This window comes from Rhizobium sp. SG_E_25_P2, assembly GCF_029892285.1.
In the GTDB taxonomy this organism is placed as follows: domain Bacteria; phylum Pseudomonadota; class Alphaproteobacteria; order Rhizobiales; family Rhizobiaceae; genus Rhizobium_E.
Window position 1 is genome coordinate 134782 of sequence record NZ_JARXVM010000007.1, and the last position, 24587, is coordinate 159368.

Genomic DNA, 24587 nt, shown 5'->3' on the forward strand with positions numbered 1-24587 from the left:
GCCGCATTTTGGCGTCCATAGGCCATATCGTCACCCCGACTCCCGCGAGCGCCGCTCTGGTACGCGCCCGCGAACGGGCGCGCCTGCTGCCGGATTGTCTCGTCGAAGCCCGGCGCATCGCCAATACGGTGATCGCAGGCTGGCATGGGCGCAGGAGACGCGGCCCGGGTGAGAATTTCTGGCAGTTCCGCCCCTTCGTCGAAGGCGACAGCCTGGCGCGCATCGATTGGCGGCGCTCGGCGCGCGACGACCACACCTATATTCGCGACCGCGAATGGGAGGCGGCGCACACCATCTGGCTCTGGGCGTCGATGAGCCCGTCGATGATGTACAAGTCGAACCTCGGCATGGTGTCCAAGGAAAGCCGCGCGCTGGTGCTGATGCTGGCCGCCGCCGAGATCATGGCCCGCTCCGGCGAACGGATCGGCTGCCCGGGCGTCATGGAGCCCATCGCCGCCCGCAACGCCGCCGAACGGCTGGCCTATGCGCTGGCGCATGAAGATCCCACCGGCGCGCTGCCCGACACCAGGATGATCCGGGGCGCGAGCGACATCGTGCTGTTTTCCGACTTTCTCGAACCGCCGGAAGCCGTGCTCGCCGCGTTGCAGCCATTGTCGCGGCGGGGCCTGCGCGGCCATGTCATCGAAGTCTCCGATCCTGCGGAGGAAACCTTTCCCTATGCCGGTCGGGTGGAATTTTCAGATCCCGCCACAGGCGCCAAGTTTCTCTCGGGCCGCTCCGAAGCGCTGGCCGAGGAATACAAGACGCTCTATCACGCCCGCCGCGAGACCCTGCGCGATGGCCTGCGGCATCTCGGCTGGAACTTCATCGCACATAACACCGGCCGCCCGGCATCCGAGGCGCTCGCCGCCGTGCATATGTATCTGTCCGGCCAGCCGGATCGCGCCCGCCACGGGGGAGGACGCTGATGCCCGGCCTTGCCTTCGCCGCGCCACTGGTGCTCGCCGCCCTGATCGCGCTTCCCGCGATCTGGTGGCTGCTGCGGATCACTCCGCCGCAGCCGGCGCGCGAGGCGTTTCCGCCCTTCCGCCTTCTGTTGCTGCTCAAGCGGCAGGAGGAAACCCCGGCCACCACGCCCTGGTGGCTGCTGGCTCTGCGCATGCTGATCGCGGGTCTGCTTGTGCTGGCGCTCGCCGGCCCCGTCTATGATCCAAACGCCCACCTGGGCGCGACGAGCGGCAGCCTTGCGGTGATCGTCGACAATAGCTGGGCGAGTGCGACCGATTTCGACAAGCGCCGCGCCACCGCCGAAAATCTCATCCGCCGCGCCGGCGAGAGCGACGCGCCCGTGAGCCTCACCTTCACCGCCGACCGCAATCCGGACGCGACGTTCAAGCGCGCCGACGAGGCGCTTTCGGCGCTGGCGGCGGCCAGACCTGCGCCTTTGCCGGCAGACCGATCGGCAGCCGCAGCGGCGCTGGTTGCGAGCTTCGGGCAGGAAAAGCCTGCACGCGCTGTGCTGATTGCCGATGGTGTTGCAGCTCCGGGCGATACGGCATTCTTCACCGCTTTGCGCGATGCCGGTCTGTCAGGGCTCGACGTGATCGGCGGGGACAATCCTGCGGCAATCGCCGTGACCGGGGCGGAAAACGCCGCCGACCGGCTCACCGTGTCCGCCGCTCGCCTGCAAACATCGGCGGCGCAGACCGTGGCGATCTCGGCGCGCGACATGCAGGGCCGTGTGCTGGGCGCGACCACCATCGCTTTCGACGCCGGTCAGGCGAAGGCGACCGGCGAGATCACCGCCCCCTTCGAATTGCGCAACGAATTTGCCCGCCTCACCGTGGACGGACTGGATACGGCGGGCGCGGTGCGGCTGCTCGACGACAGTTTCAAGCGCCGTTCGGTCGGCCTGATTTCGGGCGAAGCCGGCGATCGCAGCCAGCCGCTGCTGTCGCCGCTCTATTATATCAACCGCGCGCTGTCGCCCTTCGCCAATCTGTCGGAAGCCAATGGCTCCGATCTCGTCGCCGCCATTCCCGCGATGATTAAGGCGCGCCCCTCGGTCATCGTCATGGCCGATATCGGCCGCATGCCGGCAACTGCGGAAAAGGCGCTGGCGGATTGGATCCGCGATGGCGGCTCATTGGTGCGTTTCGCCGGCCCCCGCCTGGCTGCGGCGCCCGCCGATGATCCGCTGATCCCGACGCGTCTTCGCGAAGGCGAGCGCGCGCTGGGCGGTTCAATGTCCTGGGCCGAGCCCTTGCCGCTCGACGATTATCCGGAAAACAGCCCCTTCGCCGGCCTGACGCCGCCAGAAGACGTGCTCGTCAAGCGCCAGGTTCTCGCCGAACCCACGCCGGAACTCGCGGGCCTGACATGGGCCAGCCTCAAGGATGGAACTCCGCTGGTCACCGCCCGCCGCATCGGCGCCGGCCGCATCGTGCTTTTCCATGTCAGCGCCGAATCCTCATGGTCGAACCTGCCTCTGTCGGGCGAATTCGTGGAAATGCTGCGCCGGATCGTCCAACTCTCGCATTCGAGCAACACCGCCCGCAGCGAAGACGGCAAGGCCGTGCTGCCGCCCTATCGCCTGCTGACGGCTGAGGGAACGTTGACGACGGAGAAGGGTCTCGCCAAACCGATTGAAGCGGGCAACGCCATCACCCCGTCTTTCGACAGTCCGCCCGGGCTCTATGGCGGCGAAGACGGCTTCGAGGCCGTCAATCTCTTTTCTTCGGACGCGATTCTCGCTCCGATCGCCTACCCCCAGGACTTTTCCGTCGTCAAAAGCGGGTTTGTCGGCGACAACGCCTTCGATCTCAAGCTCTGGCTGTTCGCCGCCGCCGCCTTGCTTGCGCTCGGCGACACGCTGGCCATGCTGATCCTCGGCGGCGCTTTTGCACGGCGCGCCGCGACCGCCGCCATCTTCGCGCTCGCTGTGATCGGCGGGCTTGCCGGCGGCGTAGACCCCGCGCGCGCCGATGACGTTCGTCCCGGCGACGACGTGCTGATGAGCAGGCTCGACAAGACGCATCTCGCCTATGTGATCACCGGTGAGGCGGAGGTCGACCGGATTTCCGAACGCGGCCTCGCCGGCCTTTCCGATTTCCTCTATTACCGCACCACGCTGGAACCCGGCGATCCGGTCGGCGTCGATATCGCCAAGGATGAATTGTCGGTTTTCCCGATCCTCTATTGGCCGGTCAGCGCTTCGGCGCAGATGCCCTCGGAGAACGCCATCAGCAGGATCGACGCTTATATGCGCTCGGGTGGAACCGTGTTGTTCGACACGCGTGACCAGGCAACCTCGATCACCGCCATGGGCGGCGTCAGCGCCAACACCGAACGGCTGCGCGCCATTCTCGCCCGCATCGACATTCCGCCGCTTGAGCCGGTGCCGCAGGACCATGTTCTGACCAAAGCATTCTACTTGCTGAAATCCTATCCCGGCCGCTATTCAGGCAGCCCGCTCTGGGTGGAGGCGCAGCCCGACGCCAGGAGCGATCCCAACCGTCCGGCGCGATCAGGCGACGGCGTCACCCCCATCATGATCACCGGCAATGATTTCGCCGGCGCCTGGGCGATCGACAACATGGGCGCGCCGCTTCTTCCGCTGGTGCCGCCGGATGAGACGCAGCGGGAAATGGCCTACCGCACCGGCGTCAACATCATGATGTATATGCTGACGGGCAATTATAAAGCCGATCAGGTGCATGTGCCGGCATTGCTGGAAAGGTTGGGACAGTGATGACCCTGATGTTTGAACCTTTCCTGCCTGTCTGGCTGGTCGCGACGATCGGAGTCTCCGCCGCCCTCCTCGCCGCCTTCGGTCTCTACCGCCGCCAACGCGGGATGATCCTAAGAACGCTTGCTCTCGCGGCTTTGACGCTGGCGCTCGTCAATCCGATCCTCGTCGACGAGCAGCGGGAACCCTTGCCGACCATCGTCGCCATCGCCGCGGATCGCAGCCAGAGCCAGGATGTCGGTGAACGCAAGGCGCAGACGGACAAAGCGGTAGCCGATCTCCGCGCCGCCCTCGGCCGCTTCTCCGGTATCGAGACGCGCGTGATCGACGCCGGAAGCGACGATGGTTCGGAAACGCCATCGACGCGCCTGTTCGGCAATATCGCCTCGGCGCTGGAAGACGTGCCGCCTTCACGGCTTGGCGGCGTGATTGCGGTGACGGATGGTCAGGTCCATGACCTGCCAGCCGACGACCGACTGGCCGGCGTGAACGCGCCTGTACACGGGCTAATCACCGGCAAGGCCGACGAATATGATCGCCGCATCCAGGTGATCAAGGCGCCGCGCTTCGGTCTCGTCAATCAGGAGCAGGAAATGATCCTGCGGGTGATCGACGATGGCCGCGCCATCGACCAGCCCGCCGACATCACCGTCAGCGTCAATGGCGAAGTGGTCAACCGCATCCCTGCCGTTCCCGGCCAGGATCGCACCGCTCGCTTCAAGCTCGACCGCGCTGGCGGCAACATCGTCGAGGTCGCCGTCGCCGAGGTTCCCGGCGAAGTGACCCCGATCAACAATCGCCTCGTTCAGACCATCGACGGCATCCGTGAAAATCTCCGCGTGCTGCTGGTTTCCGGCGAGCCGCATGCCGGCGAGCGCGCATGGCGCAATCTGCTGAAATCCGACGCCTCGGTGGATCTGGTGCATTTCACCATTCTCAGGCCGCCGGAGAAGCAGGACGGCACGCCGATCAATGAGTTGTCGCTGATCGCCTTCCCGACCCGCGAATTGTTTGTCGAGAAGATCAGCGAATTCGACCTGATCATCTTCGACCGCTACCAGCATCGCGGCGTGCTACCGATCCTCTATTACGACAATATCGCCCAATATGTCCGCCAGGGCGGTGCGATCCTGCTCGTCTCCGGTCCCGAACATGCCGGCTCGGAATCCATCGCCTATACGCCGCTGGCCGATATCCTGCCCACCGCGCCGACAGGTCAGATGCTGGAAAAACCCTTCTTCCCACGGCTATCGGACCTCGGCAAACGCCATCCGGTCACCCGCGGGCTCGAAGGATCGGCCATCGAGCCGCCACGCTGGGGCCGCTGGTTTCGCGCCGTCAATGTGACGCCGCCGGACGGGGAAGTCGTCATGAGCGGCGCCGACGGCTCGCCTCTTCTCGTTCTGTCGCATGTCGATCAGGGTCGGGTGGCGATGCTCTTGTCGGATCAGGGCTGGCTCTGGGCGCGCGGCTTCGAAGGCGGCGGCCCGCATGTCGATCTCTACCGGCGCATCGCCCATTGGCTGATGAAGGAGCCCTCGCTTGAGGAAGAGCGGTTGACGGCCCGCTCGCTCGGCCGCGAGATTGAAATTACCCGCCAGAGCCTCAAGAAAACGGTCGACAAAGCCGTGGTCATCGGCCCGGACGGCGCGCGGCAAGAGACGGTTTTGACAGAGGACGAGCCCGGTCTTTTCCGCGCCACGCTGCGCACCGCCAAGAACGGGCTCTATGAAATCGACAATAGCGGCTTGAAGACGCTGGTGCATGTCGGCGCGGTCGACGCGCCTGAGTTCCGCGAAATGATCTCCACCACCGAGAAACTCGCGCCCCTGGCCGCCGCCAGCAAGGGCATCGTCAAGCGCCTCGACGATGGCGCTGATGGCGTGACCCTACCGCAGATCCTCACCGTGCGCGGCGATGTGCGCATTTCCGATCCCGACCGGATGGTGATACGCATGACGGATGAGACGGTTCTGAAGGGCGTGACCTCAATCCCGCTATTCGCCGGTTTCCTCGGCCTTGGCCTGCTGGCGCTCGCATTGGGATCGACCTGGTGGCGCGAAGGGCGCTGAAGGAACCCTCAGCCGGCCCGCCACTTGATCTCGCCCTTCAGCCGATCATGGATATCGGCATTGGCGGGGATGACCAGCACACGGGCTGGGTCGACGGGGCCGGGAAAGGTCAATGCGGCATAGGCGACCTTCTCGAAGCCGAGCGGCATGTAATAGGGCGGATCGCCGACCAGAATGATCGCGTCGGAGCCCTTTTTCTTGGCGGCCTCGACGGCGATGCGCACGAGTTCGCGGCCGATGCCCATATTCTTGTGCGACGGACGAACGGCGAGCGGTCCAAGCAAATGGCCCTTGACGCCGCCGGCCATGACAGGCGTCATCCGCACCGAGGCGATGGTCTCGCCGCGATCGGCGCAGATATAGGAGAGCGTCTGATCATGCGGCCCCTGCTCGCGGATGCGCGCGGCGGCCCGGACGAAACGGCCAGGGCCAAAGGCTTCTTCATTGATCAATTCGATGGCGTCGTGATGCGTTGCGTCTTCCGTCAGATAGACGAGGTCATGCTTTTTCATGGAGGATCTGCTGCGAAAATAAGTCGACAATGGCGTGAAGGCCCCGTCCGGATAATCCGGTCGGGATAAACAGCTTCATCGCGGTCGTCGCAGCAGCGTCATGGCCTGTAAGGGCTCCAGATTTGATAATCGACAGGGCGGATAGCAGGAAAATTTCCTGCCGCCAAGAGCCAAAACGCAGCGTTCAGCATTTAGCACTCGAAATGTCAGGCTGAAGTTGCGACATAGGGCACACGGTTTCAGGAGAACAGCGATGGGCATGTTGGTTGACGGCGTCTGGCATGACGTGTGGTACGATACGAAGTCGAGCAAGGGGCAATTCGTTCGCTCCGCCTCGCAATTCCGCAATTTCGTCACGAAAGACGGCGCCGCCGGACTGACCGGCCAAGGCGGCTTCAAGGCCGAAAGCGGTCGCTATCATCTCTATGTGTCGCTCGCCTGTCCCTGGGCGCATCGCACGCTGATGTTCCGCAAGCTCAAGAAGTTGGAAGCCCACATCTCGGTTTCAATCGTCCATTACCTGATGCTGGAAAAGGGCTGGGTGTTCGACGAGGGCGAAGGCGCGACCGGCGACGCTCTGTTTGGCGCCAAGACGCTTGCCGATATCTATGTCCGCGCCGACGCCAAATATTCGGGCCGCGTGACGGTGCCGGTGCTGTGGGACAAGCAGGAAAACACCATCGTCTCCAATGAATCCGCCGAAATCATCCGGATGTTCAACACCGCTTTCGACGATCTCACCGGCGACCGCCAGGATTTCTATCCCGAGGATCTCCGCGCCGAGATCGATGATCTCAACGCCTTCGTCTACGACAACATCAACAACGGCGTCTATAAATGCGGTTTCGCCACCACCCAGGACGCCTATTCCGAAAATTTCGACCGGCTGTTTTCAGCGCTCGACCAGATCGAAGCGCGACTTGATGGCAAATCCTATCTGTTCGGCGACCGGCTGACAGAGGCCGATTGGCGGCTGTTCACCACGCTGATCCGCTTCGATCCCGTCTATGTCGGCCACTTCAAGTGCAATCTGCGTCGGATCGCGGATTATCCGAATCTTCAGGCCTATCTGAAGCGGCTTTACGCTCATCCCGGCATTCGCGACACCGTGGATTTCACCCATATCAAGGGTCATTATTACGGCAGCCACCGCACCATCAATCCCACCGGCATCGTGCCTGTGGGTCCGAAACTTGATCTGGACTGATCACCAGAGCTCGTCGAAAGGCGCTTCGCCGGCGAGCTCGCGCAACCGCCGGCGCGTCGCAGACGTGACATCCGGCGGCAGCGCATCCGGTGCGAAAAAGCCGCTGTCGACGATCTCCCAATCCTTGGGCCTGGGCGCTGTCTGACGAACGACGCAGCGGTAGAACACCACGTGATCACGCTTCGAGGTGCGCTTGTTGTAGAACACATGCAGCAATTCGGGCGGCGTGATGGCTTCGAGATTGCCTTCTTCGCGCAATTCCTTGGCCAGCGCCTTTCCAACCGTCTCACCGCGCGCCACGCCTCCGCCGGGCATGTGCCAACCGGGAATGTAGGAATGCTTGACGAGAAAGATTCGTCCCTGTTCGTCGAAACACGCCGCGCGGACGCCCATGGTCATGCCCTGGATAAACGGATAGACGGCGTGGGCCAGCCGCGTGAGAATCTTATAACGGAACCTGCTCAGTTCAGCCGGGGTTGTGTCTTCGACCACGTCGCTTGCTCCTTTTGACCTTGAGGCCTATCGTGAACCCGATGATGACACTCGCACATTTCTCCGACGCCCATCTCGGGCCCCTGCCCGATATGTCCTTCAGGGAACTTCTGTCGAAACGGGTCACAGGTTATGTGAACTGGCAGCGCAACCGGCGCAAGCAGCTTTTCGGCAATACGCTGGAACTGCTGATCGAAGACATGCTCGACAAGAACCCCGATCATGTCGCGATGACCGGCGATCTCGTCAATCTCGCCACCAACACCGAAATCGAGGCGGCCGAGGTCTGGCTGCGCTCCTTCGCCGATCCGTCGCTGGTGTCGGTCGTTCCCGGCAATCACGACGCTTACGTGCCGGGCGCGATCAACCGCGCCTATGCCGCCTGGAAACCCTGGATGACGGGGGACGACCGAGCGGAAGACCACGACTTTCCCTATGTCCGAATTCGCGGCAAGATGGCGATTATCGGCCTTTCGACCGCCACAGCCACCCCGCCCTTCATGGCGTCGGGTTATTTCGGGTCAGGACAGGCGCGACGCTTCGCGACGCTGGCGCGAAAGCTGGGCGAGGACGGCTTTTTCCGGGTGGCGATGATCCATCACCCGCCAATCCGCGGCGCCACAGCCAATTACAAACGCATGATCGGCATCCGGCGTTTCGCGGCGGCTCTGCATCTGGGCGGCGCCGAACTGGTGTTGCATGGTCATACCCATCTCAACACCCTATATTGGTTGCCTGGACCCAATGGAGCTTCGACGCCGGTGGTCGGCGTCGCCTCAGCGAGCCAGGGCCATGGCGGCCACAAGCCGCCGGCGGCCTATAATCTCTTCCAGATTTCGGGAGAGCCGGGCGATTGGGCGATCCGACATGAACAGCATCGCCTGAACGACGCCTCGGATGGTTTCGCTCTGGCCCATTCGGCCATGCTCACGCCGCCGGCGAACTCCGAAAAGCGGAGCGCGCGGCGGCGTTGAAACGGCCATCAGGACAGGTGGCGGCGCGGCTTGTGCGCGTCGATCAAGTCGCGAACTTCCTGGACGAGATGATCGCAGAGCCGGTCGACCTCCTTGTCGCCCATCACGTCCCATTCCAGACGCCGCTGCACGAACGGCATGGCGATGCGATAGTGGAAGGCGCTGCCCGTCATCGAGAAGACGATGACCTTGAGGCGCTCGGAGTCGGCGTCCATGCCGGTGATCGCGGAAAACATGGCGCATAACCGCTCATGCATCGGCCGCATCCAGTTCTTATAGATGAGGTCGGACACTTCGCCGGGATTGAGCATTTCACGCGCCATGAACACCACGGCATGCCGCATGCCGGGATTGGCGACCCAGAAACGGATAAAGGTGTTCATGGTGTTGACGAGCGTCATTTCCGCCACGTCCGGCGTCATCGGCGGCGGTTGCCGCTTGAAGTTCATACCGATCTCGTTGCGGACCAGTTCAATGACGTGATCGGCGCAAGCGAGGCGGAGACCCGGCTTGCCGCCGAAATGATAGGCGATTGACCCGATATTCGCGGCGGCGAAATCAGCGATGTCGCGCGTGGAGACGGCGTCGTAGCCATGTTCGCCAAACAGCCGAATCGCTGCTTCGAGTAGCGATACGCGGGTCACTTCCGCTCCGGAAATCGGCTTGTCCGAACGGTGGTTTTCAGCCTGCAACAGCAATGTCTATGCCTCCAGCCAGATTGATTAGCATGCTTCCCATATGACTCCGGAGGCTTTACTTAGCAAGCAAAGTTATGTTGCTATGATAAAATTTTTATAACGGACTGTCGAAGCGGCCCGGTTAGACGTAGAAAGAGCGTGTTCAACGGAGGTTTACCCCATGCCCGCCATGACCCCATCACGTCTCGTCAAAAAAGGCCTTTGCTCTCTCTTACTCACCGTACTTGTCAGCTCTGCGACAATCACTGGAGCGCGCGCGGCGGGTTCTGACGACGGTCAGCCTCCAGAGCCCACCAACACCACTCAAGAATGCAAAAATGGCAAAGTGTGGGACGAGAAGAAAAAAGAATGCGTCGATCCGCAAAAAAGCGGCTTCAACGACGATCAATTGTACCGCGCAGCCCGCGAAATGGCCTATGCCGGCCAATACGATAACGCGATCCGTGTTCTCAAGCTCGCACGCAACCAGGAAGACCCGCGCATTCTGAATTATCTCGGCTTCGCCAATCGCAAGGCAGGCAATGTCGAGATCGGCATGGACTATTACCGCCGGGCGCTCGCCAAGGACGCGAATTACCTGCTGGCTCGGTCCTATTATGGCCAGGGTCTTCTACTTGAGGGCAATATCGAAGCCGCTCGCGCCCAGTTGGTCGAAATCCGCGATCGCGGCGGCCGCGACACCTATGCCTATTCGTCGCTCTATGACGCGCTGAAGCGCTCGTCGACCTACTGACATCGGACGCCTGAACATACGAGCTCCGCGCGCCGTTGAGGATGCGCGGAGCTTTTTGTTGCGACCGATTGCGGAACCGCCGATTCTGTTTCATATCCGGAGTTGGCATGTTACGCAGAGATGTCAGCCTTTTTTGGGCATATCACGAATAAACGGGCCGCAGCGGACGTCAGGATGATGTGGGGGTCATGAGGGATCAAGCCAAGGCGGAGCGTATCGGCCGGGAGTTGGTGGGACTGCTGCCTAAACTCCGGAGATTCGCCATGACGCTCACACGAAACGCATCGGACGCGGATGATCTGGTGCAGGAGGCCTGCGAGCGGGCGATCGCCAGATGCCATCTCTGGAATGGAGAGGGACGGCTGGACAGTTGGGTCTATGCGATGACGCGCAATCTCTGGATCGATGAGGTCAGGAAACGCAAGGTGCGCGTTGGCGCCGGCGTCGTTGATGCGAGCGAACAGGATGAACTGGTGATCGGCCCCAACGCTGAAAAGGCGATCTATGTGTCGCAGGTCCATCACATGATCCTGTCCATGCCGGAAGGCTTGTCTTCGGTTTTCCTGCTCGTCAATGTCGAAGGCCATTCCTATCGCGAAGCAGCCGATATTCTCGGCATTCCCATCGGCACGGTGATGAGCCGGCTTTCGACCGCGCGTCTTCGGCTTGCCGCGATGCTCGAAGGCGCACAGGAAGCGAGGGCCTGAGATGGATAACCTCGAGGAACTGCCGCTCGACATACTGTTGTCAGCCTATATCGACGGCGAACTTGACGCGGCTGACGCCGAAAAAATCGAAGCGCGCCTCGCCACGGACGCGGACGCCCGCGCCCTCCTTGAGCAGTTGAAGGCAGGCTCCGCCCATGGCGACGATCTGTTCGACGCGCTTTTGCGCGAGCCCGCCCCGCTGCATCTCGCCCGCGCCATCAAAGAGGCCGCCGGCCAGTCCGAGACCAGCCAACCCTCGGCGCCGCTGATGGCCCGCGCAGGCCGCGGCTGGTTGTTCGGCCAGGCGCCTCGGGCGGTCGCGGCCTCGGCGCTCTTGCTGCTCGGCGGCGGCTATGCCGGCTATACGATCGGCCGCCAGCCCGTGGCGCCAGAGGCAATCATCGCCGAGGCCCCGAGCGCAGCGAAAGCCCCTACGACAATTTCCAGCGGCGGCCAGACGCGCAGTTTCACGATTGGAGCAAGCGGGTCCGCCCAGAACGGAAAACTCGCTGCCGCGCGCGACGTGCTGGCAGTGCACGCCGTGTATGCGGCGCAGAAGAGCCGGGCGGCCGAGATCCCCGCCACCGAACTCGATGTGCTGACCGATTGGCTAAGGGACAGCGCCCATGTCGCCTTCGACATTCCCGATCTCAGCGCCGACGGCTTGACTTTCGAGGGTGGTCGTCTGGTCGTCATTTCCGGAAAACCGGCCGCGGCTCTCTATTATCGCGATGCCGGCGAGCATCGGGTCGGCGTCTATTTCAGCGAAGGAAGGACAGATCCGGCGCGACTCTCCGAAAGCGGCGTAACGCTGCTGGCCGGCATGCGCGACGGTCTTTCCTGGTTCGTGGCGGCGCCTGCGGCCATCGCAAATCCCGATCGCCTGGCCGAAGAGGTCGACGCCGCCGTCCGATAAATTTTTAGGATTCGTCGGTATTTGATGAAGCCAAACGTTGCGTTAGGCATTAACATCCCGTCGGCAACTCGTCTGCCGGGGGATAGGTGCATGCCCAAGGAAATCGAGCGCAAATTTCTCATCGACTCCGACGAATGGCGCAAGAACGCCGATGGCGGCAAGAAGATGCGTCAGGCGATCATCTTGTCCGAGCCAGACCGCTCGGTGAGAGTTCGCCTCATTGACGGCAAAAGGGCCCGCCTTACCGTCAAGATAGACTGCGACACATTCTCGCGTCACGAATTTGAATATGAAATCCCGATGAGCGACGCCCGCGAGATGCTGCAACTCGCCAACGGATCGGCGATCGTGAAGACTCGGTATGAAGTTCCTTTCAAGGGCTTCGTCTGGGAGGTGGATGTCTATGAAGGCGCTTTCGCAGGTCTGATCGTGGCGGAAGTCGAAATGAAGAGCGAGAAAGACAAGCCGCCACTGCCGCCTTGGGTAGGAATTGAGGTCAGCGACGACCGGCGCTTCTCCAACCGCGCCATCGCCGAAGGCAGCCTAGGAAAGGACTGGAAGCAACTTGTTCAGGATAAACTGGAGCGATCCGCCGCGGTCTGACATTCTCCGCATCGCGGAAGAAAAGATCAGTGGCGCTCAGGATGCGCTGCGCCGACAACCGGACGGGCTCGATGCAGCGGTTCATTCCTCCCGCAAGGCTATCAAACATTGCAGATCTCTGTTGCGACTGATCCGCTCGGCGGATGCGGAAGGCGCCAAACACCTCAACACCCTGCTTCGCGCCATCTCCACCGAACTGTCCTCCTTGCGCGACCAGGCCGCGTTGCAGGAGGCCGCGGCGCATCTGGCCGCCGTGATCCCCGGCCCCGCCGCCGATCGTCTGGCCGAAAGCTTCAAGGCGCGGCCGACCAATCTGTCCGCCGATCCCTCAGACATCACCGCCCTGGCTGCGGTTCGTCTCAGCGATGCTAGCCGCACCCTTGGCGATCTGGACCTGCCGGATGGTCGAGGAAAACTCTCTCTGCATATGGCGCGCGGCTGGCGGCGGACCGGCAAGCGCGCCGCCACGGCGCTGGAGCGCTGCATGGCCGAGTCGCGGGAGGAAGATTTTCACGATCTCCGCAAACGCGGCCAGGATCGATGGATGCAGGCTTCCCTGCTTCGAAAGATCTGGCCGTCGGGCCTGATCGCCATACAGGCCAGCGCCAAACAGATGGTCGACATGCTCGGCCAGGCGCGCGATTTCGGGCGTTTGCAGGCCGAAGTCGCGCAGTTGCCGGATTTCGACGATCGCGACAGGATTACGCTCACAGCGGCGATGGAGAGCGAAAGGATGCGCCTGCATCGCGAGGCGCTGACGCTCGCCCACGATCTCTTCCACCATGACAGCAAAAAGGAGGCGGACATCATCCGCCTCCTGATCAGGAACGCCTGAGCGCTATGAAGATCAGGCTTTGGCCTGATCCTCCAGCATGCGGTTGATGGCCGACATGATCGCTTCGAGCGACGCGCCGACGATATTGGTGTTGACGCCCGCGCCCCAGACCTTGCCGTTGGGCGTCGCCATTTCGACATAGGCGATGGCTGCGGCGTTGGAGCCATGCTGCAGCGAATGTTCTGAATAGTCGTTCACCGAGAGATCGACGCCGAGATAGATCGACATGGCGTTCATGAACCCGTCGATCGGGCCGGTGCCCTTGCCTTCGATCCGCTTGGTCTCGCCCTTGTCGATGATTTCGGCGGCGAGAATGCGCTGTCCCTTCACCGCAGTGTCGGGATAGGTGTGGTGATCGACGAATTTGAAGCGGGCGCCCGGCTGCTCGACATAGCGCTCCATGAAGCGGGCATGGATCGCCTTGGAGGGCAGTTCCTTGCCTTCCTCGTCGGTGATGCGCTGGATGTCGTTGCGGAACTCGACCTGCAGGTTGCGCGGCAGGTTGATGCCGTAATCTTCCTGCATGATATAGGCGATGCCGCCCTTGCCGGACTGCGAATTGATGCGGATGATCGCCTCATAGCTGCGGCCGACATCCTGCGGATCGATGGGCAGATAGGGCACTTCCCAGACCGGCTTGTTGGCCTGCTTGATCGCCTTCATACCCTTGTTGATCGCATCCTGATGCGAGCCGGAGAACGCGGTGTAGACCAGTTCGCCGACATAAGGATGGCGCTCGGGAATGACCATCTCGTTAGAATATTCATAGACGGCCTTGATGCGCTCGATATCCGAGCAATCCAGGCCGGGATCGACGCCCTGGGTGAACATGTTCAGCGCCAGCGTGACCACGTCGACATTGCCGGTGCGCTCGCCATTGCCAAACAGCGTGCCTTCGACGCGGTCGGCGCCGGCCATCAGGCCGAGTTCTGTCGCGGCGATGCCGGTGCCGCGGTCATTGTGCGGATGCAGGGAGATGATGACGTTTTCGCGATTGTCGATGTTGCGGCACATCCACTCGATCTGGTCGGCATAGATGTTGGGCGTCGCCATTTCCACGGTGGACGGCAGGTTGAGGATCAGCTTGTTGTCAGGCGTCGGCTTGATCACCTCGATGACGGCGTTGGAGATCTCCAAGGCCACGTCGAGCTCAGTGCCGGTGAAGCTTTCCGGCGAATATTCGAAGCGATAGCCGCCGCCGGCCTTCGCCGCCATGTCGGTGATCATCTTGGCGGCGTCGACGGCGATCTGCTTGATGCCATGGACATCCTTGCCGAACACCACGCGGCGCTGCAATTCCGACGTCGAATTGTAGAAATGGATGATCGGCTGATGCGCGCCTTTCAAAGCGTCGAACGTGCGGGTGATCAGCTCCGGCCGGCACTGCACCAGAACCTGCAGCGACACATCGGCCGGCACGCCGCCCTCTTCCACGCACCAGCGGGCGAAATCGAAATCGGTCTGCGAGGCCGAGGGGAACCCGATCTCGATTTCCTTGAAACCCATATCGAGCAGCAGTTGGAACATCCGGGCCTTGCGGTCATGGCCCATCGGATTGACCAGCGACTGATTGCCGTCGCGCAGGTCGACCGAGCACCAGATCGGCGGGGTGGTGATGGTCTTGGACGGCCAGGTCCGGTCAGTCAGGTTGACCTGCGGATAGGGTTGATACTTGATCGGCGCCTCGGGCATGCCGTGCTTGATGCTGTGCTGCTTGGTGATCATGTCTGTCTCTTCGCCTTAGCCGGTTGGCTCGTCGCCTGATACTGTCTTTGCAAGCGCTTGACGACAGCAAAATCAGCCGGACAACCGGAAAAATTCGGATTTTCGGATTTTTAGCGAGGAGCGTTTCAGCCCAAACGGCTTTGACCCGGCCGCCGGGCGCTCCTCAAAGGACCCGGCAACCGCGGATAAGCTTAAGGAGAAGAAGCGAGGAGAGCGACACACAGGACCGCGCGGCAAAAATGCCGTGTGCGCTGATCGTGTTTCTGGTCGCTGCGTTCATCATGGCGGCGGTTATAGCACGGCATTGGAGCGGCGCAAGCCCGCTTGCGCCAAATTTGCGTTCAGCCTGCCGGCAGCCGCACCGTGACCAGAAGCCCGGGCTCAGCATTCGCAAATGCAATTTCGCCTTTGTTGGCAGCGACGATATCGCCAACAATCGCCAGTCCCAGCCCTGCGCCGCCGCTTGTCGTGTCGAGCCGCCCGCCACGATCGACGACGTCCGCCAGACGTTCCGCCGGAATGCCGGGCCCGTCATCGCGTATATCGAGCGCCAGCAAGTCGCCCTCGCGGCGCGTTGAAATCTTGATTCCATCCCGAGCGTAGCGCGTGGCGTTTTCGAGCAGATTGCCGAGGAGTTCCGCGAGATCCTCGGCCTCTATCCGAGCGCGGTCTTTCTCTTCGACCTCGATCATCCAGTCGAGGAGCTGGCCGCGCGGCGTGCGTTCGAGCACGGCGATGACCCGGTTGGCGACGCCAAGCACTGAAACCGGCCGCGCCTGCCCGCGATCGGCAAGCCGCGCGCGCGCGAGTTGATGATCGACATGGCGGCGCATGGCGGCGATCGACAGCTCGATCTCGTCGGCAAGTTGACCCCGGCCTTCGGCGCGCAGCCGCGCCACATCGCCGGCCAGCGCCTGCAGCGGCGTCTTGAGACCATGGGCGAGATCGGCGGCCTGACTGCGCGCCTTCACAAGCTGCGCCTCGCGCGACGCCAGGAGTTCGTCGACCTCTTCGGTAAGAGGCTGGATTTCCAGCGGGTAAGCCGCCCCCATGCGTTGGGCGAGCCCGGCGCGGATCTCCGCAACCTTACGCCGCACTGCTGACAGAGGCAAAAGGCCAAGCTGGATCTGGATGAGATTGGCGACCATCAGCAAGGCGGCGAGCAGCGCCAGAAAGGGCGCCATGTCGGCGCGAAATTCCTGCGTCGCCGCATCGATATCGGCGCGATCGATGGCCACGGCGACCAGCACAGGATCAGGCCCCAGACGCTCGCCGCCGACAATTTCGCGCGCCGCCATGAACAGACGACGACCGGCCGGACCGGTGGCGTCTCGTATCACCGGCGAGCCTGGTTCCAACGCCGGCGTTTCGAGCGCTCCATCCCAGAGCGAACGCGAGCGAACAATCTCCCCCTTGCTCTCGATCTGCCAATAAAGCCCGGAGAGCGGCTTGGTGAAGCGAGGATCGACAGGATCGGCGAGAAGCCGCAGCCTTCCCTCCCCATCCCGGTCGAGCTTGGCGATGATCTGGCCGAGATGCAGCTCGAGTTCGGTCGCGACGCGCCGCTCGACATGCCGTTCGAAAAGATAGGACAGGCCGAAAAAGCTCATCACGCAGGCGATCGCGAGCAGCGCGAGCCCAGCGACCGCCAGCCGCAATCGCAAGGAACCACCGCGTTTGGCCGCGCTCATGGCTCTTCGCCGATATAATAACCGAAACCGCGACGGTTACCGATCAGATCCGCACCGAGCTTGCGGCGAAGACGGGTGATCAGCACTTCAAGCGCATTGGCGTCGCGCGAAAAATCGTCGCCATAGAGATGGCTTTGTAGCTCAGTGGGCGGCACCACGCGGCCGCGATGGTGGCCGAGATAGCTGATGAGCCGGTATTCGAGCGGTGTCAGCGCCAGCGGCGCGCCGTTGAGGCTGACGCGCATGCTGCGCGGATCGATGCTGAGCGGACCGATCGACAGTACGGCGGAGCCGATGCCGACCGAGCGACGGATCAAGGCCCGCACCCGGGCGATCAGTTCCTCGAACTGGAAGGGTTTCGGCAGATAGTCGTCGGCGCCGGCGTCGATGCCCTCGACGCGCTCGGCCCAGCTCGCCCGCGCCGTCAGCATCATCACCGGCATATGCCGGTCGTTCTGCCGCCAGCGCTTGATAATGGTCAGACCGTCGAGCTTAGGCAGGCCGATATCAAGGATGATCAGATCATAGTCTTCCGTATCGCCCAGGAACCAGGCCTCTTCGCCATCGGCGCAGATTTCCACCGTATAGCCCGCCTGGGTCAGAGCCGAGGCGATATCCGCCCCGATCTTGCGATCGTCCTCGACAAGCAACAACCGCATCAGTCGTCTTCCACCGCGATGACCGCCATGGTCTTGGCGTCCATCTTCACCTCGATCACCCTGCCGTCAGGGCGGATCATCTCAATCTCATAGATATAGCGGCCATCGTCCTGCTCGAATTCGATCTCGATCACTTCGCCCGGAAAGCTCTTGCGCATTTCGGCGAGAATGTCCTCAAGCGGGCGCACCAGACCGGATTGGAGAGCGCGACGCGCATCGTCATGCTGCAGCGGAGTTTGCGGCGTCGCCGGAGTTTCCTCGGGATTGGCGGCAAGCGTCGTAGCACCCATGGCAAGCGCGATGGCGGAGGATGCAAGCAGGATCTGGGCGCGGAAACGTGTCATGGACAGGCTCTATCACGGCGAAACTTACATTTCACTGACATCCGCTGTCAGCAAAGCAAAAGTCGGCCTGTGCGAAAAGGCCATCGTCACACACCGAAACAAGGAGACGCGACATGGCGCGAATTTATGGAAACGACCGCAACAACCGCCTCGACGGCACCGCCAATGGCGATGATATCGAAGGCCGCGGCGGCAACGACATCCTCTATGGCTTCGCCGGCCATGACGATCTCGAAGGCGGCTCCGGCAATGACAAGCTCTATGGCGGAGCCGGAAACGACGATCTCGAAGGCGGATCGGGCGCCGATATTCTCGATGGCGGCGCTGGAAACAACGACCTCGAAGGCGGCGCAGGCGCCGATATCTTCATCTTCAAGCAGGGCGTCACCGAAATCGACGATTTCGCCTCCAATGACACGGTGCGGATCGAGAGCGATCTCGGCGTCGACAATTTCAGCGAATTGAAGGCGCTGGCGCGCACCACCGATGGCGGCGAAGACCTGGTGTTCGATTTCGGCCGTCACGAACTACGCTTCGACGAAACGCGCCTTTCCGACCTCAAGGCCTCAGACTTCGACTTCATCTGATCGGACGGACGGGCGGGCCTTAGCCGCGCAGGCGACGCATGAGCGCGCCAAGCACCATGACCGCGCCGCCCGCCAGCAATCCCCAGAACGCTCCGGAGACCCCGGCGAAGGAGACGCCAGACGCCGTGGTGACGAAGGTCACCGCGGCGGCCTCCCGCGTTTCAGCCTCCTTGAAGGCCGAGACAGCCGAGCCAGAAAAGGCCGCGAGCAGCGCGAGACCGGCCACCGCCTCAATGAGGATCTTCGGCGCAAGCGCCACGAAGGCCGTGACGCCGCCAGCCGTCAATCCGAGAATGACATAGAAGACGCCGGCGATGATGCCCGCCCAGTAGCGCCTAGCCGGATCGGCATGGGCGTCGGGGCCTGCGCACATGGCCGCTGTGATCGCCGCGAGATTGACGGCGACGCCGCCAAACGGCGCGGCCAGCAACGAAAACACGCCGGTCATGGTGAAGAGCGGCCCGGGCGGCGGCTCATAGCCGTTGACCTTCAACACAGTGATGCCCGGAATATTCTGCGACGCCATGGTGATTATAAACAGCGGCAGCGCGATTGAGACGAGGCCCGCCAGCGTAAACTCGGGCGTCACCCATTCCGGCCTTGGCCACAGCGCCTCGCCGACCCCGGCGAAAGCGCCATCGGGGATCTCGACGCCGAAGGCGACCACGGCGGCGAAAGCGACGAGCGCGGCCGGCACCGCCAGCAGCCGGTTGACCATGCCGCCAAGGAAAAAGGCAATCACCAAAGGGGCGCCAAGCGCAGGATCGAAGCCGATCGCCTTGATCGGCGCAAAGCAGAGAGTCACGAGCACGCCGGCCAGCATGGCGCTCGCCAATGCCGCCGGAATGGAGGCGACGAGCCGTCCGAGCGGTTTGAACAGACCCGCAACGATGATCAGCAGGCTTGAGACGATGAAGGCGCCAACGGCCACCGGGAAGCCGCCGTCGATGCCGGAAAGCGTTGCGAGAAAGGCGGCGCCCGGGGTGGACCATGCCACCGAGATCGGCATCCGCTTCCAGGCGCTGAGGATGATCCCGCACAGGCCCATGGCGATTGACAGCGCCATCAGCCCTGAGGTCGCCTGCGCTTCCGTTGCGCCTGCGACGACAGCGCCATGAACCACGACGGCAAAGGAACTGGCAAAACCGACAAATGCGACGAGAAGCCCCATCACGAGGCTTTGGGGCGAAAATTCCTTCAACATGCGTGATCCGATAAAAAAGGAAATGCAGATGTCAGAGCGTCTTTGAGAACCAATCCGCCGTCTTGTCAATCACGCTTTGCGCCATCGATTGGTCCTGCTCGAGCGACTTGAAGATATGGTCGCCATCCGGGATCATCATCACTTCCTTGGTCGGGCTTTTCGCCAGGCCGACAAACCGCTCGGAATAGGCAGCCGAGAAATCCTTGGCCCCGGTGATGGTCAGATAGGCGCCCGGGAAATTGGCGATGGCGTCGTCGATCTTGCGCTTGGACAGGCTGTCGAAGAAAGCCTGCTTGAGCGCGATGGTGCGGAAGCCGAGATCCAACCCGACAATGCCGTCTTCCTTGGCGCGATCGAAAGCCTTATCCCCGAGCACCGTGCGGAAATCCTGCCCAAAATCGCCCACCGACGACCAGGTCACCAGCGATTTGACCTCGGAAGGACGATCGGACGCGAGCAACGTCGCCACCCCGCCGCCGAGGCTGAAGCCGAGCACGCCCAACCGCTTGGGATCGATGTCCGCATTGGCGCTCAGAAAAGCGAAAGCCGCCTTGGCCTGTTCAACCTGGCCATCCACGGTGATGTCGCCGCTATCGCCGGCGCTGTCGCCGAAGCCGAGAAAGTCGATGCGGAGCGAGGCGATGCCCTTCATGGCCAGGGCGGTGGCTGCCCGCTTGTACATTCCGCCGACCTCGTCACGCGAACTGCCGAAACCATGCAGCATCAGCACCGCCGGCACCGGCGCAGTGTGATCTGGCATATTGAGGGTCGCGACAATGCCGCCGTCCAGATTGACCACGGTTTCCCCCGCTGTCGCCAGTCCCGCCGCGCCGGCGAGAATTGCCGCCGCGAGCGCCGTACGAGAGACGGCGTGAATCACAGCGTTGACGAAAGCTCCGATGCGCGGCGCGGGGCGGCGAAGAGCCGAAACGGACATAACATCTTCTCCAGTATGATAATTCCACCCGGACGTTATGGGGAATTGAGAGCGCATACAAGCGCATTGCAGCATAAGCGTGGCGCGAAACAGGCAAAGAAAAACCCCCGGCGCTGGCTGCGCCGGGGGTTTTGCGAAACGAGCAATCAGATGTCGGCCTGCGACGAAATGATGCGCGAAACCAGACCATAGTCCTTGGCTTCCTCAGCGGAGAGCCAGTAATCGCGGTCAGTGTCCTTGGCGATCTTTTCGACCGATTGGCCGGTGGCCGCCGCGAAGATCCGGTTCAAGCGCTCATTCATGCGAATGATTTCGCGCGCCTGGATCTCGATGTCGGAGGCCATGCCGCGCGTGCCGCCCGAGGGTTGGTGCAGCAGGAAGCGGGTGTTGGTCAGGCAAAGGCGCCGTTCCCTGGGCACGCTGACAAAGATCAGCGCGCCGGCGGATGCGACCCAGCCCGTGCCAATGATCCAGACCTTCGGCTTGATGAACTTGATCATGTCGTGGATCGAATCGCCCGATTCGACATGGCCGCCCGGCGAATTGACGAAGATGCGGATATCGTCGTCGCTGGCCGCGGCGAGCGCCACCAGCTGGGCGCAGACCTTGTGGGCCAGCTCCTGGGTGATACCGCCATAGATGAAGATGGATCGCGACTTGAAGAGATTGGACTCGATGTCCTTGCCCATCGGCGCTTCGGTCTTCTTTTCCTTGTCGTCGTCTTCGTCGTTCATCCAATTCTCCAGATTTCGAAGCTTTCCGAGCCCTGAGATAGGGCGACTCACATGGAAAGACAATGCAACAAATGCGGATTACGCGAAACGGGTGAATTGCCGGTAAAGCCCCGGAATAACCGACCGGCAGGCGCCGCTCAAACAGGCAAAGCATGGAGCCGGACAAAAAATCGGCAATGAATGGCGCTCTGCGGCAAACGCCGTATGGACAGCATTGCAACATCGGGACTAGTCTTTTGAGGAGCGCCGTCACGGGCGGCCAACAAAGACGAATATAAAGACCGAGGAACTGATGATGTTGAAACGCTTTTCCGCCGCCGCCGCCCTGTCCGCCGGCCCCATGTTGGCGCTGATGACCGCCCCGGCCTTCGCGCATGTCGATCCCCTCGCCCATGGCGCGATGGCGAGCGGCATTCTTCATCCCTTTTCCGGCGCGGATCACATGTTGGCGATGATCGCGGTGGGCCTGTGGGCCTCGCAGCTGGGCGGCAAGGCGCGTTTTGCCGTGCCCGCGAGTTTCGTGGCGGTGATGGCGGCGGGTTTCGCGCTGGCGCTGATGGGCGCGCCCCTGCCCTTCGTCGAGCCGGCCATTCTCGCCTCCGTCGTGGGCTTGGGCCTGCTGGTGGCGCTGGCGGTGAAACTGCCGACGGCGCTCGGCATGGTGATTGTCGGCGCTTTCGCGCTGTTTCATGGCTACGCGCATGGCGCGGAACTTGGCGGCGCCGATGCGCTGTCCTTCGGTGTCGGCTTCGTGGCCGCCACAGCCATCCTGCATGCGATTGGCCTTGGGCTCGGCGCATGGGCTTCGGCCAAGAGCGCGGTCGCGGGTCGCCTGCTCGGCGCACTGACCGCGATCGGCGGCGCGGCCCTGATGTTCGGCTGAACAAACACGAATTTGCACCTCTGAAGCGGGCTTTCTGGCCCGCTTTTTCATGCGACATTACAAGGATTTAATTCGTCCTCGCCTCTTTCCGCCGCTTTCCGGTCCTACCTCGTGACGAGGCGCATAGACCGGAAAGGAGACAGACATGTCACCGGAAGAAAGAAGCCTGCTCAGCGATCTCTTCACCCGCACCCGCGGCGCGGCCTCGACCCCGCGCGATCCCGAAGCAGAAGATCTCATTCAGCGTGGCCTCAGGGAACAGCCGCACGCGGCCTATTTCCTCGCTCAGGCTGTGATCATCCAGGATCAGGCGCTCAACGCGCTAACAAGCCGCATCCGGGAGCTTGAGGATCAGATCGCAGACCTCGAACGCCAGAAGCCTGCAGAACCGGCGCACCAAACCAGTGGCGGGTTCCTCGGCGGCCTCTCCGGCCTGTTCGGCGGCGGCCAAAGCCAAACGCAGGCTCAGCGCTCCGGCCAGCTTTACGACGATTTCGCCCGTTCAAATTCGCAGCGAGCTTCAGCTCCCGCCGCCCCGAGCCCTTGGGGACGCGATGCGGCGGCGGCCGGCCCCTGGGGTCAAGCGCCGTCGTCTACAGGCGGCGGCTTTCTGCGCGGCGCGCTGACGACAGCCGCCGGCGTGGCGGGCGGCGTATTGGTCGCAGATGCGGTGAGGGATCTGTTTTCGCCGCATATTGGCGGCTCAAACGGCCTGTTCGGCTCGAATTTTGGCAGTACTGGCGGCCTGTTCGGTTCCGGCAATACGCCGGTCGAGGAAACCGTGGTGAACAACTATTTCCTCAACGATAGCGGCGACAATGTCGGAAATGACAGCCTCCAGCAGGCGGACAACCCGTCCAATGACGGTGACGACTGGTTCGACGCCAGCGATGATGGCGGCGACAGCTATGCCTGATGCGCCGACTTGAAGGGCCAGTTGCGCTGGCCCTTCAAGGTGGTCGGAGATATGACTCAGCCGCGCCCGCGATAAGGGGCGACGCCCTGATCGGGCAGCCAGACGCCTTCGGGCGGCGCGCCGGTCTGCCAGAACACATCGATCGGAATGCCGCCGCGCGGATACCAATAGGCGCCGATGCGCAGCCATTTCGGATTGAGGAGCTCGATCAGCCGCTTGGCGATATAGATGGAGCAATCCTCGTGAAAGGCGCCGTGATTGCGGAACGAGGCCAGGAACAGTTTTAGCGACTTGGATTCGACCAGCCATTCATCGGGAATGTAATCGATGACGATATGGGCGAAATCCGGCTGGCCGGTCATCGGGCAGAGCGAGGTGAATTCGGGCGCAGCGAAGCGCACGACATAATTGGCGTCGCGATTGCCGGACGGCACTTTTTCGAGAATCGCCTCTTCCGGATTGGCGAAGGCGCGGGGTTCGCCGCCGAGCTGGGTGAGACCTGATACATCGGTTGTGGGCATTACTTGGCTCCTTGCTGCATGGTGATGCGCACCCCATGCGACTTTTCGCTTTCGGGCTCAACATGAATCACGCATTGCGCGCCGGGATGGGCCTCCTGGATGCCGCGTTCCAGCCGGTCGCAGATCTCATGCGCCTCGCCCACGGTCATTGCGGCCGGCACCACCAGATCGAAGGCGATAAAGGTGGCGCGACCGGCGCGACGGGAACGGAAGTGGTGCACATTGAGCGCGCCATAGCCTTGGCTGGCGATCACCGCCTTGATCGATTCCTCCTCATCCGGCTCGACCGCCTGATCCATCAGGCCGGAGACCGAATGCGAGATGACCTTGTAACCCTGAAAGAGAATGTTGACCGACACGACCAGCGCCATGATCGGATCGAGAATGCCATAGCCCGTGACGATTGCGAGAACGAGGCCGATCAGCACGCCCACCGAGGTGACCACGTCCGACCAGATATGCTCGCCATCCGCCTTCAGCGCCGGCGACCGATGCGTGCGGCCGGCGCGGATCAACACGCCCGCCCAGACGGCGTTGATGACGGCGGCGATGGCGTTGATCGTGAGACCAAGCGCCGGGGCTTCCGGCAGGCTCGACGCAAAGAGATGCGGAGCCGCCTCGTTGACGATCAGCAGCGCCGCCACGACGATCAACACGCCCTCGACGACAGCGGAGAAATATTCCGCCTTGTAATGACCGAAGGGATGATCGCTGTCGGCGGGCTTGGCGGCATAACCCACCACCATCCAGGCCATCACCGCCGCCACCACATTGACGGTCGATTCCAGCCCGTCCGAAAGCAGCGCCACCGAGCCCGTCACATACCAGGCGAGCAATTTGAGGCCCATCACGCCGAAAGACAGCGGAATGCCCCAGAAGGCCAGCCTCCGGACAGTCATGTCGCTTTTTTCCATCGCCGTCCCCTTCC

The 24587-nt window shown here is 62.5% G+C and carries 25 protein-coding genes; 13 read left to right on the forward strand and 12 right to left on the reverse strand.

The annotated features are described in order from the left end of the window. The first annotated feature begins 8 nt into the window (after positions 1–8). From M2360_RS12000 to M2360_RS12010, 3 genes are read left to right on the forward strand one after another with little or no spacing between them, the layout of a single operon-like run. Positions 9–929, forward strand: coding sequence for a DUF58 domain-containing protein (locus M2360_RS12000; RefSeq protein WP_280775369.1), 921 nt, complete (start codon positions 9–11; stop codon positions 927–929). After that, the gene (locus M2360_RS12005) at positions 929–3712 is read left to right on the forward strand and encodes a DUF4159 domain-containing protein (protein WP_280775370.1); all 2784 of its coding nucleotides are present in this window, start codon (positions 929–931) and stop codon (positions 3710–3712) included. The genes M2360_RS12000 and M2360_RS12005 overlap by 1 nt, the downstream gene beginning before the upstream one ends. Further along, positions 3712–5781, forward strand: a complete 2070-nt coding sequence (locus M2360_RS12010; RefSeq protein WP_280775371.1) for a hypothetical protein — start codon at positions 3712–3714, stop codon at positions 5779–5781. Before M2360_RS12005 ends, M2360_RS12010 begins: the two co-directional genes overlap by 1 nt. A gap of 8 nt (positions 5782–5789) precedes the next feature. Here the strand turns inward: M2360_RS12010 and M2360_RS12015 are convergent, their stop codons facing one another. Beyond that, a complete protein-coding gene (locus M2360_RS12015) occupies positions 5790–6293 on the reverse strand; it encodes an N-acetyltransferase (RefSeq protein ID WP_280775372.1) in 504 nt (167 codons plus the stop codon). Positions 6294–6546: 253 nt separating this feature from the next. On the opposite strand from M2360_RS12015, the gene M2360_RS12020 reads away from it, so the two are divergent. After that, positions 6547–7500, forward strand: a complete 954-nt coding sequence (locus tag M2360_RS12020) for a glutathione S-transferase family protein (RefSeq protein WP_280775373.1) — start codon at positions 6547–6549, stop codon at positions 7498–7500. Here M2360_RS12020 and M2360_RS12025 read toward each other — a convergent pair whose 3' ends face one another. After that, complete coding sequence (locus M2360_RS12025; protein ID WP_280775469.1) at positions 7501–7965, reverse strand: NUDIX domain-containing protein; 465 nt, start codon at positions 7963–7965, stop codon at positions 7501–7503. It lies immediately after the preceding gene. A 68-nt stretch (positions 7966–8033) separates the two neighbouring features. Between M2360_RS12025 and M2360_RS12030 the strand changes: the two genes are divergently transcribed. Beyond that, on the forward strand, positions 8034–8966 hold the full coding sequence (locus M2360_RS12030) for a metallophosphoesterase (RefSeq protein WP_280775374.1): 933 nt from the start codon (positions 8034–8036) through the stop codon (positions 8964–8966). An 8-nt stretch (positions 8967–8974) separates the two neighbouring features. Here M2360_RS12030 and M2360_RS12035 read toward each other — a convergent pair whose 3' ends face one another. Continuing rightward, the gene (locus tag M2360_RS12035; RefSeq protein WP_280775375.1) at positions 8975–9664 is read right to left on the reverse strand and encodes a CerR family C-terminal domain-containing protein; all 690 of its coding nucleotides are present in this window, start codon (positions 9662–9664) and stop codon (positions 8975–8977) included. Positions 9665–9833: 169 nt separating this feature from the next. On the opposite strand from M2360_RS12035, the gene M2360_RS12040 reads away from it, so the two are divergent. From M2360_RS12040 to M2360_RS12060, 5 genes are all read left to right on the forward strand, one after another. Next, positions 9834–10397, forward strand: a complete 564-nt coding sequence (locus M2360_RS12040) for a hypothetical protein (RefSeq protein ID WP_280775470.1) — start codon at positions 9834–9836, stop codon at positions 10395–10397. Between the two features lie 188 nt (positions 10398–10585). Next, positions 10586–11104 (forward strand): RNA polymerase sigma factor, encoded by a 519-nt coding sequence (locus M2360_RS12045; RefSeq protein ID WP_280775376.1) that lies wholly within the window; start codon positions 10586–10588, stop codon positions 11102–11104. A gap of 1 nt (position 11105) precedes the next feature. Continuing rightward, entirely contained in the window at positions 11106–12020 is a 915-nt protein-coding gene (locus M2360_RS12050) for a hypothetical protein (protein ID WP_280775377.1), read from the forward strand. 90 nt (positions 12021–12110) lie between these two features. Then, positions 12111–12623, forward strand: coding sequence for a CYTH domain-containing protein (locus M2360_RS12055; protein WP_280775471.1), 513 nt, complete (start codon positions 12111–12113; stop codon positions 12621–12623). Further along, positions 12586–13458 (forward strand): CHAD domain-containing protein, encoded by an 873-nt coding sequence (locus tag M2360_RS12060; RefSeq protein WP_280775378.1) that lies wholly within the window; start codon positions 12586–12588, stop codon positions 13456–13458. Before M2360_RS12055 ends, M2360_RS12060 begins: the two co-directional genes overlap by 38 nt. Before the next feature lie 12 nt (positions 13459–13470). Here M2360_RS12060 and leuA read toward each other — a convergent pair whose 3' ends face one another. The 4 genes from leuA to M2360_RS12080 all read right to left on the reverse strand — a co-directional run bounded on the left by leuA (position 13471) and on the right by M2360_RS12080 (position 17877). Next, on the reverse strand, positions 13471–15183 hold the full coding sequence (gene leuA, locus M2360_RS12065; protein WP_280775379.1) for a 2-isopropylmalate synthase: 1713 nt from the start codon (positions 15181–15183) through the stop codon (positions 13471–13473). 341 nt (positions 15184–15524) lie between these two features. Further along, positions 15525–16874 carry a HAMP domain-containing sensor histidine kinase gene (locus tag M2360_RS12070; protein WP_280775380.1) on the reverse strand — a complete coding sequence of 450 codons (1350 nt, stop codon included), beginning with the start codon at positions 16872–16874 and terminating at the stop codon, positions 15525–15527. Then, positions 16871–17533 (reverse strand): response regulator transcription factor, encoded by a 663-nt coding sequence (locus M2360_RS12075; protein ID WP_280775381.1) that lies wholly within the window; start codon positions 17531–17533, stop codon positions 16871–16873. The genes M2360_RS12070 and M2360_RS12075 overlap by 4 nt, the downstream gene beginning before the upstream one ends. Further along, positions 17533–17877, reverse strand: coding sequence for a PepSY domain-containing protein (locus tag M2360_RS12080; RefSeq protein ID WP_280775382.1), 345 nt, complete (start codon positions 17875–17877; stop codon positions 17533–17535). Before M2360_RS12080 ends, M2360_RS12075 begins: the two co-directional genes overlap by 1 nt. Positions 17878–17990: 113 nt before the next feature. Here M2360_RS12080 and M2360_RS12085 point away from each other — a divergent pair, with 113 nt between their 5' ends. Then, the gene (locus M2360_RS12085) at positions 17991–18464 is read left to right on the forward strand and encodes a hypothetical protein (RefSeq protein WP_280775383.1); all 474 of its coding nucleotides are present in this window, start codon (positions 17991–17993) and stop codon (positions 18462–18464) included. A gap of 19 nt (positions 18465–18483) precedes the next feature. Here the strand turns inward: M2360_RS12085 and M2360_RS12090 are convergent, their stop codons facing one another. The 3 genes from M2360_RS12090 to M2360_RS12100 form a co-directional block, all read right to left on the reverse strand. Continuing rightward, the gene (locus tag M2360_RS12090) at positions 18484–19668 is read right to left on the reverse strand and encodes a benzoate/H(+) symporter BenE family transporter (protein WP_280775384.1); all 1185 of its coding nucleotides are present in this window, start codon (positions 19666–19668) and stop codon (positions 18484–18486) included. Positions 19669–19699: 31 nt separating this feature from the next. Then, positions 19700–20605: an alpha/beta fold hydrolase gene (locus M2360_RS12095; protein ID WP_280775385.1), complete on the reverse strand. Its 906-nt coding sequence runs from the start codon at positions 20603–20605 to the stop codon at positions 19700–19702. Positions 20606–20751: 146 nt separating this feature from the next. Continuing rightward, positions 20752–21339 (reverse strand): ATP-dependent Clp protease proteolytic subunit, encoded by a 588-nt coding sequence (locus M2360_RS12100; protein WP_280775386.1) that lies wholly within the window; start codon positions 21337–21339, stop codon positions 20752–20754. Positions 21340–21634: 295 nt separating this feature from the next. On the opposite strand from M2360_RS12100, the gene M2360_RS12105 reads away from it, so the two are divergent. Together M2360_RS12105 and M2360_RS12110 are read left to right on the forward strand one after the other, a co-directional pair. Next, positions 21635–22222: a HupE/UreJ family protein gene (locus M2360_RS12105; RefSeq protein ID WP_280775387.1), complete on the forward strand. Its 588-nt coding sequence runs from the start codon at positions 21635–21637 to the stop codon at positions 22220–22222. 145 nt (positions 22223–22367) lie between these two features. Then, positions 22368–23138 (forward strand): DUF2076 domain-containing protein, encoded by a 771-nt coding sequence (locus tag M2360_RS12110; protein WP_280775388.1) that lies wholly within the window; start codon positions 22368–22370, stop codon positions 23136–23138. A 56-nt stretch (positions 23139–23194) separates the two neighbouring features. On the opposite strand, the gene queF is transcribed toward M2360_RS12110, so the two are convergent. Both queF and M2360_RS12120 read right to left on the reverse strand, forming a co-directional pair. Further along, positions 23195–23659: a preQ(1) synthase gene (gene queF, locus M2360_RS12115; protein ID WP_280775389.1), complete on the reverse strand. Its 465-nt coding sequence runs from the start codon at positions 23657–23659 to the stop codon at positions 23195–23197. Then, entirely contained in the window at positions 23659–24573 is a 915-nt protein-coding gene (locus M2360_RS12120) for a cation diffusion facilitator family transporter (protein WP_280775390.1), read from the reverse strand. Before M2360_RS12120 ends, queF begins: the two co-directional genes overlap by 1 nt. Positions 24574–24587 lie beyond the last annotated feature (14 nt).